At 44.9% G+C, this 13375-nt stretch carries 12 protein-coding genes; 10 read left to right on the top strand and 2 right to left on the bottom strand.

The window, feature by feature from the left end:
* Window positions 1-905, bottom strand: a 905-nt coding sequence (locus ACHBIE_RS08225) for an IS30 family transposase (protein WP_394733134.1), incomplete at its 3' end; no start/stop codon positions are given.
* 363 nt (window positions 906-1268) lie between these two features.
* Here ACHBIE_RS08225 and rpsU point away from each other — a divergent pair.
* Together rpsU and galE are read left to right on the top strand one after the other, a co-directional pair.
* The gene (gene rpsU / locus ACHBIE_RS08220) at window positions 1269-1445 is read left to right on the top strand and encodes a 30S ribosomal protein S21 (RefSeq protein WP_000048054.1); all 177 of its coding nucleotides are present in this window, start codon (window positions 1269-1271) and stop codon (window positions 1443-1445) included.
* A 97-nt stretch (window positions 1446-1542) separates the two neighbouring features.
* Window positions 1543-2556 carry a UDP-glucose 4-epimerase GalE gene (gene galE / locus ACHBIE_RS08215; RefSeq protein WP_172008831.1) on the top strand — a complete coding sequence of 338 codons (1014 nt, stop codon included), beginning with the start codon at window positions 1543-1545 and terminating at the stop codon, window positions 2554-2556.
* Between the two features lie 87 nt (window positions 2557-2643).
* Here galE and mscL read toward each other — a convergent pair whose 3' ends face one another.
* A complete protein-coding gene (gene mscL, locus ACHBIE_RS08210) occupies window positions 2644-3003 on the bottom strand; it encodes a large conductance mechanosensitive channel protein MscL (protein ID WP_105111874.1) in 360 nt (119 codons plus the stop codon).
* A gap of 162 nt (window positions 3004-3165) precedes the next feature.
* Between mscL and dnaG the strand changes: the two genes are divergently transcribed.
* From dnaG to aguA, 8 genes are all read left to right on the top strand, one after another.
* The gene (gene dnaG, locus ACHBIE_RS08205) at window positions 3166-4956 is read left to right on the top strand and encodes a DNA primase (RefSeq protein WP_172059462.1); all 1791 of its coding nucleotides are present in this window, start codon (window positions 3166-3168) and stop codon (window positions 4954-4956) included.
* 2 nt (window positions 4957-4958) lie between these two features.
* Window positions 4959-6077 (top strand): RNA polymerase sigma factor RpoD, encoded by a 1119-nt coding sequence (rpoD, locus tag ACHBIE_RS08200; RefSeq protein ID WP_105111872.1) that lies wholly within the window; start codon window positions 4959-4961, stop codon window positions 6075-6077.
* A gap of 600 nt (window positions 6078-6677) precedes the next feature.
* Complete coding sequence (locus ACHBIE_RS08195) at window positions 6678-7001, top strand: metal-sulfur cluster assembly factor (RefSeq protein WP_105111871.1); 324 nt, start codon at window positions 6678-6680, stop codon at window positions 6999-7001.
* A 521-nt stretch (window positions 7002-7522) separates the two neighbouring features.
* Window positions 7523-8971 (top strand): aminotransferase class I/II-fold pyridoxal phosphate-dependent enzyme, encoded by a 1449-nt coding sequence (locus tag ACHBIE_RS08190; protein ID WP_394733133.1) that lies wholly within the window; start codon window positions 7523-7525, stop codon window positions 8969-8971.
* A 2-nt stretch (window positions 8972-8973) separates the two neighbouring features.
* Window positions 8974-9831, top strand: coding sequence for a polyamine aminopropyltransferase (gene speE, locus ACHBIE_RS08185; protein WP_394733132.1), 858 nt, complete (start codon window positions 8974-8976; stop codon window positions 9829-9831).
* Window positions 9831-11090, top strand: a complete 1260-nt coding sequence (locus ACHBIE_RS08180) for a saccharopine dehydrogenase family protein (RefSeq protein ID WP_394733131.1) — start codon at window positions 9831-9833, stop codon at window positions 11088-11090. The genes speE and ACHBIE_RS08180 overlap by 1 nt, the downstream gene beginning before the upstream one ends.
* A complete protein-coding gene (nspC, locus tag ACHBIE_RS08175; protein WP_394733130.1) occupies window positions 11091-12218 on the top strand; it encodes a carboxynorspermidine decarboxylase in 1128 nt (375 codons plus the stop codon).
* Entirely contained in the window at window positions 12215-13318 is a 1104-nt protein-coding gene (aguA, locus tag ACHBIE_RS08170) for an agmatine deiminase (protein ID WP_394733129.1), read from the top strand. The genes nspC and aguA overlap by 4 nt, the downstream gene beginning before the upstream one ends.
* The last annotated feature ends 57 nt before the right edge of the window (window positions 13319-13375 follow it).

The raw sequence follows: 13375 nt of genomic DNA, 5'->3' as shown, positions 1-13375 counted from the left end.
TTGGGATAGTTATTGATCCAATTTTCGATAAAAGCGACTTCTTTCGGGGTCGTTTTTGTGGTTCCTTTCGGCAACCATCGTCGGATAAGCCTATTGTGATTCTCGTTCGTGCCTCTCTCCCAAGAGGAATAAGGGTGAGCGTAGTAGATATATTCCTCCAGAAACACTTCTGACAAGCGACTAAACTCGGTTCCATTATCTGTAGTAATGGATTTGATTTGGAACTCCTTCAAGACGATTTTCAAGGCCTGATTCACAGCCTCAGCCGATTTATTTGGAATCAATCGAATGATTTGGTGGCGACTTCTCCTGTCCGTCAAGACCAAAAGGCATTTGTTTCTCGCTCTCGTCAATAGAACCGTGTCAATTTCATAGTGTCCAAGCTCCAGTCGAAGATTGATCACCTCTGGCCGCTCTTCAATTGACTTTCCAGCAGGCTTAAAGTTTGGACTCGCCTGTTTTTTGGTAGTCCTCCCTTTTCTAGGATAAAGCATATCCTTCTTGGTCAAGCCGAGATGCCCCTTGTGAATCCAGTAGTAGATGGTTGAAATCCCCACATTGATGTCCTTGGTTCTAACCATCATTTCAGGCGAGAATTTTTCCATATTGTAGTGCCGAATTTTATCAGCGAGTTCCTTTGTTAAGCTCAGTTTTCTAACGGACTTTTTCCGATTTTTCTCATACAGATTTTGGGCATAATCAGCGGAATAGAGTTTTTTGAAGCGACCTTTTCGGACTTGTTGTAGGGTCGTCCCTCGTATCACTTCATTGTGAATGGTCTGCGGAGCCTTTCCCAATAAGCGAGCGATTTCCCGATTGGATTTCCCTTCGCCTTTCCACCGTTCAATTTGTCTGCGGTTTTCGATTGTCAAATGTTTTCCTTTTGGTGTATAATGTGTATGCATCTCCGTGTCTTCCTACCTTGTGTTTGTGGTGAACTACAAGTATAACACGGAGGTGTTTTCTTTTACCTACAAGGAACTTTCATTTGTCAACAGGTACCCTTGAACCTGTTTTGTTGGCTCAGCCAAGGCTCTCATTCGCCTTGGTAAACCAGCCTAACAGGTCCAAGCCTGTTAACAAACGAAACCAGAACAGACAGCTGAACCAGTTGAAACAGCTGTTTTTTGGCTAGGTTGGGGTGGCTAACTTCATTATAGAACTTTCGGACTAGGATAATTTTTCAGATTTATCATGAAAAATCATTGACAAAGATAGTTTTTAGTAGTAAAATAGTTAGGACTTTGAAATTGAGGGGAGTGAAAAAAATGTCAAAAACAGTAGTACGCAAGAACGAATCACTTGATGATGCTCTTCGTCGTTTCAAACGTGCGGTTACTAAAGCTGGTACTCTTCAAGAAACACGTAAACGTGAATTCTACGAAAAACCATCTGTAAAACGTAAACGTAAATCAGAAGCAGCTCGCAAGCGTAAAAAATTCTAATTGAATTTCAGACAGCCTTCGGGCTGTTTTTTGTTTACATTTTAGGCGAAGTTTCATATAATGGATATACATTATTTGGACATTCAAAGGAGTACCTATGAGTATTTTAGTAACAGGTGGAGCAGGCTATATTGGTAGCCACACAGTGGTTGAATTGCAGAAATTGGGCAAAGATGTTGTCATTGTCGACAACCTGTCTAATTCAAGCATTTTGGTCTTGGATCGCATTGAGGAAATCACAGGCAAACGTCCGACTTTTTATGAATTAGACGTAGCGGATAAGGACGCCCTCCGTGCGGTTTTTGAGAAAGAAACGATTGAGTCTGCTATTCATTTTGCAGGCTACAAGGCGGTCGGTGAGTCGGTTGAAAAACCAATCATGTACTATGAAAATAACATCATGTCAACGCTTGCCTTGGTCGAAGTCATGGCAGAATTTGGTGTCAAGAAGATTGTCTTCTCATCCAGCGCAACTGTCTATGGACTCAACAATCCATCACCGCTTGTGGAAACCATGCCAACCAGCGCAACCAATCCTTACGGTTACACCAAGGTCATGTTGGAACAAATCCTTCGTGATGTGGCGGTAGCAGATAGCGACTGGTCAGTGGCCCTTCTCCGTTATTTCAACCCAATTGGTGCTCATGAATCAGGTTTGATTGGTGAAGATCCTGCTGGTATTCCAAACAACCTTATGCCATTTATTGCACAAGTAGCTGTTGGTAAACGGGCGGAGTTGAGTGTATTTGGTAATGATTACGATACAGTGGACGGTACCGGTGTCCGTGACTATATCCACGTGATTGATTTGGCACTTGGTCATATCAAGGCTCTTGAGAAAATTTCTGGTGAGACTGGTGTTCATACCTATAATCTCGGCTCTGGTCAGGGAACCAGCGTACTAGAGTTGGTACAAGCCTTTGAAAAAGTTAATGGTGTTCCGGTGCCTTACAAGATTGTAGAACGCCGTCCTGGCGATGTTGCCACTTGTTATGCTAATGCGGACAAGGCTCTGGCAGAGCTCAACTGGAAAACAGAAAAAACAATCGAAGACATGTGCCGTGACACCTGGAACTGGCAGTCTAAAAATCCAAATGGATATGAAGGATGAGAAAAGATGTGAGTATTGGCTCACATCTTCTTTTTGTCATAGTGCAAAAGAAAAACAGGCGGAAAGCCTGTTTCACTATCTTATTGATTATTTTTTCAACAAGTCACGGATTTCTGCAAGCAATTCTTCTTGAGTTGGTCCTGCAGGAGCAGCTTCTTTCTTAGGCATTGCTTTTTCTGCAGCTTTAACGATGAAGAACAAAACTGTACCGATGATCAAGAAGTTGATAATAGCGCTCAAGAAGTTACCGTAAGTAACACCGTTCCAGCTCAAATCAGCAATCTTTTCTGCACCAGCAGCTTTCAAAGCTGGGTTCAACAAGAGGGGAGTAATCAAATCAGCAACGAATGAATCGATGATGGCTTTGAAGGCAGCACCGAAGATAACTGCGACAGCAAGGTCAATAACGTTACCTTGGAACAAAAATGCTTTTAAATCTTTCAACATATCCTAAATATGTCCTTTCATAAATTTTTACTCTATCTATTATATACACTTACATTAATTTTTCAAGTAATATGTCTCGAACATTTTACATTTCTAGAAATTTGTTATACAATATAGAATGTTAAAATGTGCGTATTCTCTGTATTTGTGAGGAGGTGACCGATGGTATCAAAAGAAAAAATCAATGATATTAAACAGGCTGTCAATATTGTTGATATTATCGGTGAGTCGGTTGCCCTGACCAAGGCTGGACGCAATTTTCTGGGACTTTGTCCCTTCCACGGTGAGAAAACTCCTTCCTTCAATGTGGTGGAGGACAAGCAATTCTATCATTGTTTCGGCTGTGGTAAGTCAGGGGATGTCTTCAAGTTTATAGAGGAAATAAAGGGCGTGACCTTTGGGGATGCGGTACAGATTGTCGCTCAAAAGGCGGGAATTGTCCTAGAAACCAATCCGCAATTTCAGCGGGCAGAGAAAGTTGCCAATCCCAACCAGGTTCTCTACGATATTCACACTGAGGCGGCTAAGTTTTATCATGCCTTGCTCATGACGACCAAGATGGGAGAGGAAGCGAGAAACTATCTCCACCAGCGCGGCCTGACAGATGAAGTCATCAAAACTTTTCAAATAGGCCTGGCCCCAGACCAGCAAAATATCCTCTATCAAAAATTGTCCAGCCAGTTTGAGGAAGGCGCTCTCTTGCAATCGGGTCTTTTCCATCCTGGTGACCATAATAGAATCTATGATTCCTTCCACGGTAGAATTATTTTCCCCTTGACCGACGAATACGGTCGGGTTATTGCCTTTTCTGGTCGTATCTGGACAGAGACGGACCGGGAGAATAAGCAGCTGGCCAAGTACAAAAATTCGCGAAGCACTGCAATTTTCAATAAAAGTTACGAACTATATCATTTGGATAGGGCAAAAGCTGTCATCAAGAAACAGCACGAGGTCTATCTGATGGAGGGCTTTCTGGATGTTATTGCGGCCCATCGTGCAGGAATTGAGAATGCGGTAGCCTCTATGGGAACGGCTTTGACCCGTGAGCACGTGACCCACCTGTCCAAGTATTGTAAGAAGGTTGTCCTGACCTATGATGGTGATAAGGCGGGACAGGCTGCTACCATTAAGGCTTTGGACGAATTGCAGGATTTCCAAGTGGAGATTGTCAGTCTACCAGATAATATGGACCCCGATGAGTTTTTGCAGAAGAACTCTGAGGTGGCTCTTGAGCAGGTTTTGACCAAATCGCGCATTAGTGCGGTTGAGTTTTTAATCAATTATCTCAAGCCGGAAAATCCTGATAATTTGCAGATGCAGATTGATTTTGTGGAAAAAATTGCCCCTATCATTGCCAAGGTTAAGTCTATTACGGCCCAGAATTCCTATATCTACAAGGTAGCAGACCTCTTGTCTGATTTTGACTATGGTCAGGTGGAGCAGGCGGTCAACAACGTTCGCCTCACGCACCGCCAGCAACGCAGTCAGCAGGCCCAACAGTCCTTTTCTGAGGCAAAAAATTTGCCGGACCTGCAGGTTGTTCCGCGAGTGACTAGCCTGGTTCGGACAGAAAATCACCTGCTCTATCGGATGGCTGAACATCCCTATATTCTCAACGAATTTCGGCTGAGAGAGGATTTTGCCTTTGCGACGCCTGAATTGGAGGAACTCTTTCAGCTCTTGAAGAAGAATGGTGAGATTTCCAGCTTTGAATTATCCCAAGTCAGTGATAGTGCCCAACAGGCCTGGTACCGGGTCCTGGAAGAACGCTTGCCAGAGGAGGTTGCTACTCATGAAGTAGAGGAATTACTGGTCAGTCGGGATCGAGAATTGCTAAAAAAAGAAAACCAGCATGCTGCACGAGCCATTCGTGAGCATTCCCATGTGGGAAATACAGACATTGCCCTTGATGAGTTGCAAGAACTCCTCAATCGAAGAAAACAAATGGAGTAAAGATGACAAATAAAAAAGACAAGAAAAATGAAGTGACCACTTTTGATGTCCAAGTTGCAGAATTTATCCGCAACCATAAAAAGCAGGGTTCTGCGACAGATGACGAAATCAATGACCAGCTTGTCATTCCTTTCACCTTGGATGCGGACGGCATCGATGACCTTCTTCAGCGTATCCAAGACGCAGGGATTTCTATTGTGGACAAGGAAGGAAATCCTTCTGCGCGTGCTATGCAGGTAGAGGAAGAGCCAGAACTTTCTGATGAGGAATTACTTGGCAGCAACTCTGCCAAGGTCAATGACCCAGTTCGCATGTACCTCAAGGAAATCGGTGTTGTTCCCCTCTTGACCAACGAAGAAGAGCAGGAATTGGCGCTTGCTGTTGAGGCGGGCGATCCTGAGGCCAAGCAACGTTTGGCTGAGGCCAACCTGCGTTTGGTGGTATCTATTGCCAAGCGTTATGTTGGTCGTGGTATGCAGTTCCTTGATTTGATTCAAGAAGGCAATATGGGCTTGATGAAGGCCGTTGATAAATTTGATTACTCGAAAGGGTTCAAATTCTCGACCTATGCGACTTGGTGGATTCGTCAGGCCATTACCCGCGCCATTGCGGACCAGGCTCGTACCATCCGTATTCCTGTGCACATGGTGGAAACCATTAACAAGTTGGTCCGTGAGCAACGCAACCTCTTGCAGGAACTTGGCCAAGACCCAACGCCAGAACAAATTGCTGAGCGTATGGATATGACGCCTGAAAAAGTGCGTGAAATTTTGAAAATTGCTCAAGAGCCTGTGTCTCTGGAAACACCAATTGGTGAGGAAGATGACAGCCATTTGGGGGATTTCATCGAGGACGAAGTAATTGAAAATCCAGTTGATTACACAACCCGCGTCGTTCTCCGTGAACAATTGGACGAGGTTCTGGATACCTTGACTGACCGCGAGGAAAATGTTCTCCGCCTGCGCTTTGGACTGGATGATGGAAAAATGCGCACCTTGGAAGATGTGGGCAAGGTCTTTAACGTAACCCGCGAACGCATCCGCCAAATCGAAGCCAAAGCCCTCCGCAAACTCCGCCACCCATCTCGCAGCAAACCACTCAGAGATTTTATTGAGGATTAAAACACCACTAACGTGGTGTTTTAACCCGAGCCTAGAAATAGGAAAGCGAGGCTAACCTCCGGGGGAGGTTTTGACACAAACTTCGTTTGTTTCATCTCCAACCTTCAACAGTCTCCCAGACTGTTGAAGCCTGCTTGAAAATAAGAGAGCAGGCTGTCTGGGAGACAAAATCAACTGCTCCCCTTGAAATAGGAATGGGAGCGTATGCCATTGGTACTTATCAGGTCGCTCACTGAAAACTCGAGAGCGAGATAAGTCTAATGGACGTTTAGCGCGAGGATGCTGACTTTCGTCAGTTTTATTTCCCACTTTCAATAGTCTCTCCCCAGACTGTTGAAACCCGCCCGAAAATAAGATAGTGTGCTAATGTCCGGTGAATTACAAGGATACTGATTTCCGTTAGTCTTAGAACGTAGACAAACTATGTTCTAGGTAAATAAAGTAAGTAGCTCTGCTAAGAAAAAATAAAAATTTAGTTTATTTTGTGAGTGGAGCCCAAAAGAGACCTTGTCTACAAACTCAGACTGACTTCCGTTAGTCTTATTTCCCCGGGCTGTTGATACCAGTTATATTTTTAGCAAAGAAAGAGAGTGATTGAAAATGGCTTATACAGAAGATCAGATTAAAGACATTCAGGAGCGTATTTTTCAAGCTCTTGAAGATGTGATTGACCCAGAACTTGGGATTGATATTATCAATCTTGGTTTGGTCTATGAAATTCGTTTTATTGAGGGCAAGGCTGAAATTGATATGACCTTGACGACCATGGGCTGTCCATTAGCTGATCTAATTACCGATCAAATTCATGATGTACTGAAGGATGTTCCTGAAGTAACAGAAGTAGATGTGAGACTGGTTTGGTCACCAGCTTGGACTGTTCAAAAAATGAGTCGTTATGCTCGAATTGCACTTGGGATTAAATAATTAAACAGTCTCGAATATTGAGACTGTTTTTTCTGTTTTTGTACGGATTTTTTTGATAATTTTGTTGAAACTATCAAAAAGTTCTTGCTAAATAGTAGGAATGATGGTACACTTATCATGCCTAGGAAAAGTTATTATAGCTATTCTAGCAAATATCAGACCTATATGGGATCAGTAGCTCTGCTATTGATCATAACCAAAGCCTACGGACAGGCGGGTCGAATGCCGAAGCGTGGCGTAAGTCACATTATTGATAGGGTTAAAAGCCTACATTTTATAAGTTGATGTTGGGAAGAATTTCCTAATTTCTAATTTTGTCAGTGTGGTGAAAGCACACGTCATCTTGTGAAACGGTCAATAAAGTACGTATATATTTGCACTGGAGAGTAGGAAACGGTAGGCACATAAACTCAAGAGAAGAATAAAAAACGTCAATTTGGATTGTAGAGCAGGATGAACCCTGCTCTTTTTACTTGTTTAAAAAGGGGTAGGAGTTCCATCAAGCAAAGGAGTTTTTCAATATGAAAAATCAACACCAAGCCCCTATTTATCAGGGATTGGTACAGTTACGCCGAAAACGGATTGTTCCCTTTGATGTGCCTGGACACAAACGGGGTCGGGGAAATCCTGAATTAGTAGAACTACTTGGCGAAAAATGCGTGGGGATTGATGTCAATTCCATGAAACCCTTGGATAACTTAGGGCATCCTGTGTCCATTATCCGGGAGGCCGAGGAATTGGCGGCAGAAGCCTTTGGTGCCAGTCATGCCTTTCTCATGGTTGGAGGGACTACCTCTTCCGTCCAGACCATGATTCTGGCGACCTGTAAGGCAGGCGATAAAATCATCCTCCCTCGAAATGTCCACAAGTCAGCCCTCAATGCCCTAGTTCTCTGTGGTGCCATCCCTGTCTATGTGGATATGAGCGTGGAGTCACGGATTGGCATTGCTCTTTCCTTGGAAAATGATGCCTTTGAACGGGCGATTTCTGAGCATCCTGATGCGGTTGCTGTCTTGATCAACAATCCGACCTACTATGGTATCTGCTCAGACCTGCGTACCTTGACTGAGAAAGCTCATGCAGCAGGCATGAAAGTATTGGTGGACGAGGCCCATGGTGCGCATTTGCATTTTTCGGAAAAATTGCCAGAGGCGGCTATGGATGTTGGGGCTGATATGGCAGCTGTTTCCATGCACAAATCAGGTGGCAGCCTGACCCAGAGCTCGCTCCTATTGGTCGGTCCTGATATGAATGTGGAGTATGTCCGCCAGATTATCAATCTGACCCAGTCTACATCTGCCTCCTATCTCTTGCTGGCTAGTTTGGATATTTCAAGGAGAAATCTGGCCCTTCGTGGCAAAGAATCTTTTGAAAAAGTCATTGAAATGTCTGAGTATGCTCGCCGTGAAATCAACGCTATCGGTGGCTACTATGCCTATTCAAAAGAATTGATCGATGGTAAAACGGTGCATGATTTCGATGTCACCAAGCTCTCCATCTATACGCAGGGCATTGGTCTGACAGGGATTGAAGTCTATGATTTGTTGCGGGATGAGTACGACATCCAGATTGAATTTGGCGACATTGGCAATATCTTGGCCTATATTTCAATCGGTGACCGCTTGCAGGACATTGAGCGGCTGGTGGGAGCATTGGCTGACATCAAGCGTCTTTACTCACGCGATGGTTCGGATTTGATTTCAGGGGAGTACATCCAGCCGCAGCTGGTTTTGTCACCGCAGCAAGCCTTTTATGCAGAGCGGGAAAGCCGTTCCCTGCAAGAAGCAGTTGGTCAGGTCTGTGGGGAATTTGTCATGTGCTATCCGCCTGGTATTCCGCTTTTAGCTCCAGGTGAACGAGTGACCCAAGAAATTGTTGACTACATCATCTTTGCCAAGGAGCGTGGTTGCTCCGTCCAAGGTACAGAAGATCCAGATATTAATTTCATCAATGTCATTAAGGAGGGTTAAAGATGGAAATGTGGTTTTCAGAAGTTCAAACGCCAGATGTAAAATTGTCCATTCGGACCAGCCAACAACTTTATGCTGGAAAAAGCGAATACCAAGATATAGCTGTGTTGGACTCGCCAGCCTTTGGAAAGATTTTGACCCTTAATGGTCGGGTTCTCTTTTCAGACGCAGATGATTTTGTCTACAACGAGATGGCTGTTCATGTGCCCATGGCAGTTCATCCCAATCCCAAGAAAATCTTGATTCTGGGTGGGGGAGATGGTGGTGTTGCCCAAGTTCTCAGTATGTATCCTGAAATCGAACGTATTGATGTAGTAGAGCCGAATGAGTTATTGGTTGAAGTGTGTCGTCAGTATTTCCCAGACTATGCATCAGGACTTGAAGATGAGCGTGTAGAGGTTTATTTGCAGGACGGCCTGCGGTTCTTGCGCAACTGTGAAAATGAATATGACATCATCATCAATGATGCGACTGATCCATTTGGGCATACGGAAGGACTCTTTACCAAGGAATTTTATGGTAATGCCTACCGAGCTTTGAAGGAAGATGGGATCATGGTTTACCAACATGGTTCGCCATTTTATGACGAAGATGAGTCTGCTTTTCGTTCTATGCACAGAAAGGCGGCCCAATCCTTCCCTATCAGCCGAGTCTATCAGGCCCATATTCCGACATCTGCGGCAGGCTATTGGTTATTTGGCTTTGCCTCTAAAAAATACCATCCCATTGAAGATTATGATAAGGAAAAATGGAAGGCGCGTCAGCTTTTCACAGAATACTATACCGCAAACTTACATATTGGAGCATTTCTCTTGCCCCGCTATGTCGAAGATATTTTAGAAGAAGAGGAGAAAAAATAATGAGTCGTTTGTTAGTGATTGGTTGTGGTGGAGTTGCTCAGGTTGCCATCAGCAAGGTTTGTCAGGCAGAAGATACCTTCAAGGAAGTCATGATTGCCAGCCGGACCAAGTCCAAGTGTGATGATTTGAAGGCTGTTTTGGAAGAAAAAACAGCCGTAAAAATCGAAACTGCCCAAGTAGATGCGGACAAGGTGGAAGAAGTGATTGCCTTGATTGAAAGCTACCAGCCAAAAGCTGTCTTGAACGTGGCCCTTCCCTACCAAGACTTGACCATCATGGATGCCTGCTTGGCGACAGGTGTGGACTACATCGACACCGCCAACTACGAGTGCGAGGACACAGAAGACCCAGAATGGCGGGCGATCTACGAAAAACGCTGTGCGGAAGAAGGCTTTACAGCCTACTTTGACTACTCATGGCAGTGGGCTTATAAGGAACGTTTTGAAAAAGCAGGGCTGACAGCTCTTTTGGGATCCGGATTTGATCCGGGTGTGACTAGTGTATTTTCTGCCTACGCATTGAAACATTATTTCGATGAAATCCACTATATCGACATCCTAGATTGTAACGGTGGAGATCACGGTTATCCATTTGCGACCAACTTCAACCCTGAAATCAACTTGCGTGAGGTTTCTGCCCCAGGCTCCTACTGGGAAAATGGCAAATGGGTGGAAGTCGAAGCCATGTCGATCAAGCGAGAATATGACTTCCCAGAAGTGGGGCAGAAGGATATGTACCTCCTCCACCATGAAGAAATCGAATCGCTGGCTAAGAATATTCCAGGTGTTAAACGCATTCGCTTCTTCATGACCTTTGGTCAGTCTTACTTGACCCACATGAAATGCTTGGAAAATGTTGGTCTTTTGCGGACAGACCCTATCAATTTCAACGGACAAGAAGTAGTGCCTATCCAATTCCTCAAAGCATTATTGCCAGACCCTGCTAGCCTTGGTCCTCGTACCGTTGGCAAGATCAATATCGGCTGTATTTTCACAGGCATCAAGGACGGTGTAGAGAAGACTATTTACATCTACAATGTTTGTGACCACCAGGAATGTTACAAGGAAGTAGGTTCACAGGCTATTTCTTATACAACCGGTGTTCCAGCTATGATTGGTACCAAGTTGGTCATGGACGGCACTTGGAAACAGCCGGGCGTCTTTAACTTGGAAGAATTGGATCCAGATCCATTTATGGACTTGCTCAACCAGTATGGTCTACCTTGGCAGGTAGTAGAAAACCCAGTTTTGGTGGACTAGATGAGAATTGATCAAGTCCCAACGCCAGCCTATGTCATTGACGAAGCAAGGCTGGTCAACAATTTAGAAATTCTCAAGTCTGTCCAAAACCGCACAGGCTGTAAGGTACTTTTGGCCCAAAAAGCCTTTTCCATGTATGCCACCTATCCACTAATTAGTCAATACCTTGCTGGAACCACCGCATCAGGTCTCTATGAAGCCAAGCTGGGTCGTGAGGAATTTGGGGGCGAAGTCCATGTTTTTGCTCCAGCCTTCAAGGATGCGGATTTGGAGGAGATTTTGGAAATTGCAGACCATATCGTCTTTAACTCAGAGCGCCAACTCCGCAAGCACGTTGACAAATGCCGAGCAGCTGGAGTTAGTGTCGGCCTGCGGATCAATCCAGAATGTTCCACCCAAGGTGAACATGCACTCTATGACCCTTGTGCAGCGGGTTCTCGTTTTGGTGTTCGCATTAACCAGTTTTCAGAAGATCTGCTGGACTTGGTGGATGGCCTGCATTTTCACACTCTTTGCGAGCAAAATTCCGATGATTTGAAAACGACCTTAGATGCTGTTGAGGATAAATTCGGTCCCTATCTTCACAAAGTCAAATGGCTCAATATGGGCGGAGGCCATCATGTGACAAGAGAAGATTATGATGTAGAATTGCTGATTTCCTCAATTCAACACATGCAGGAAACTTATGGGCTGGAAGTCTATATCGAGCCAGGAGAAGCTATTGCTCTCAATGCAGGTTATCTGGTTACTGAAGTGCTGGATATTGTGGAAAATGGTATTGAAACCTTGGTCTTGGATGCCTCTGCGACCTGTCACATGCCAGATGTTTTGGAAATGCCTTATCGTCCACCGCTTCGCCATGGCTTTGAGGCTGGTGAAAAGGCCTATACTTACCGACTGTCTTCCAATACCTGTCTGACGGGCGACATCATCGGCGATTATTCCTTTGAAAAGCCTGTGGAGATTGGTGACAAACTCTATTTTGAGGACATGGCAATCTATTCTTTTGTTAAAAATAATACCTTCAACGGCATCGGTCTGCCAAGTCTGGCCCTCATGGACAAGTCTGGTGACTGCCGTATTATCAAGGAATTTGGTTATGAAGATTTTAAAGGGAGGTTATCATGATAGAAAGTCCAAAAGCAGCGGGTTACCGCATGCCTGCTGAGTATGAGCCCCATCATGGAACCCTCATGGTGTGGCCGACCCGTCCAGGATCCTGGCCCTTTGATGGTCAGGGGGCAAAAAAATCCTTTAGCCAGGTTATTAAAAGCATTGCTGAAAGCGAGCAGGTCTATCTCTTGGTCGATGAAGTACATCGTCAAGAAGCCCAGTCTATGCTGGGTGATGGCATCACTTACCTAGATATTCCAACAAATGATGCTTGGGCGCGTGACACAGGTCCGACGGTTTTGGTCCATGAAAATGGCAGAGCTTTGTCTGTCGATTGGGCTTTTAACGCATGGGGCGGAAGCTATGATGGTCTTTATCAGGATTATGAGGCAGATGATCAGGTGGCCAGCCGCTTTAGTCAGGCTCTCGATTTGCCTGTCTATGATGCCCATCCCTTTGTTCTTGAGGGCGGAGCCATTCACAGTGACGGTGAAGGAACTATCATGGTGACCGAATCCTGTTTACTCAGCCCAGGCCGTAATCCCCATCTGACCAAGGACCAGATTGAACAGGTTCTCTTAGACTGCTTAGGTGCTGAAAAGGTCCTTTGGTTGCCTTATGGTATCTACAAAGATGAAACCAATGAACACGTGGACAATGTTGCGGCCTTTGTTGGTCCAGCCGAGATAGTTTTAGCTTGGACGGATGATGAGGCAGACCCCCAATATGCCATGTCCAAAGCTGATTTGGACTACTTGGAAAAGCAAGTGGATGCCAAGGGCAGAAAGTTGATCGTCCATAAACTGCCTATCCCCAAGTATCCAATTCTAGTAACAGAAGAGGACTTGCCAGGCTATGTTTATGAAGCGGGGGAAGAAGTACGGACAGCTGGCGAACGTTTGGCGGCTTCCTATGTGAATTTCTACGTCAGCAACGGTGTGGTTCTGGTGCCCCAGTTTGATGATGAGCATGATGCGCAGGCACTGCATTTCCTAGCGCAGCTTTTTCCAACCAGAAAAGTCGTCGGCATTCCAGCTCGCGACATCCTACTTGGGGGTGGGAATGTTCATTGTATTACCCAGCAAATTCCTCTTTATGGGGCTAAATGTCCCTGATATTGCGTCAAGTCGGTTTGGCATACTCTAGTATAGCCTGTACCGTCTTTCCTTATC

Source organism: Streptococcus sp. A23, assembly GCF_043674155.1.
Lineage (GTDB): Bacteria > Bacillota > Bacilli > Lactobacillales > Streptococcaceae > Streptococcus > Streptococcus suis_V.
Note: the sequence above shows the minus strand (reverse complement) of the source record. Positions and strands in the feature narration are given on the sequence as shown.

Coding starts and splice junctions, on each gene's coding strand:
- rpsU (WP_000048054.1), top strand. CDS start 1,269: ATGTCAAAAACAGTAGTACGCAAGAACGAATCACTTGATGATGCTCTT.
- galE (WP_172008831.1), top strand. CDS start 1,543: ATGAGTATTTTAGTAACAGGTGGAGCAGGCTATATTGGTAGCCACACA.
- mscL (WP_105111874.1), bottom strand. CDS start 3,003: ATGTTGAAAGATTTAAAAGCATTTTTGTTCCAAGGTAACGTTATTGAC.
- dnaG (WP_172059462.1), top strand. CDS start 3,166: ATGGTATCAAAAGAAAAAATCAATGATATTAAACAGGCTGTCAATATT.
- rpoD (WP_105111872.1), top strand. CDS start 4,959: ATGACAAATAAAAAAGACAAGAAAAATGAAGTGACCACTTTTGATGTC.
- ACHBIE_RS08195 (WP_105111871.1), top strand. CDS start 6,678: ATGGCTTATACAGAAGATCAGATTAAAGACATTCAGGAGCGTATTTTT.
- ACHBIE_RS08190 (WP_394733133.1), top strand. CDS start 7,523: ATGAAAAATCAACACCAAGCCCCTATTTATCAGGGATTGGTACAGTTA.
- speE (WP_394733132.1), top strand. CDS start 8,974: ATGGAAATGTGGTTTTCAGAAGTTCAAACGCCAGATGTAAAATTGTCC.
- ACHBIE_RS08180 (WP_394733131.1), top strand. CDS start 9,831: ATGAGTCGTTTGTTAGTGATTGGTTGTGGTGGAGTTGCTCAGGTTGCC.
- nspC (WP_394733130.1), top strand. CDS start 11,091: ATGAGAATTGATCAAGTCCCAACGCCAGCCTATGTCATTGACGAAGCA.
- aguA (WP_394733129.1), top strand. CDS start 12,215: ATGATAGAAAGTCCAAAAGCAGCGGGTTACCGCATGCCTGCTGAGTAT.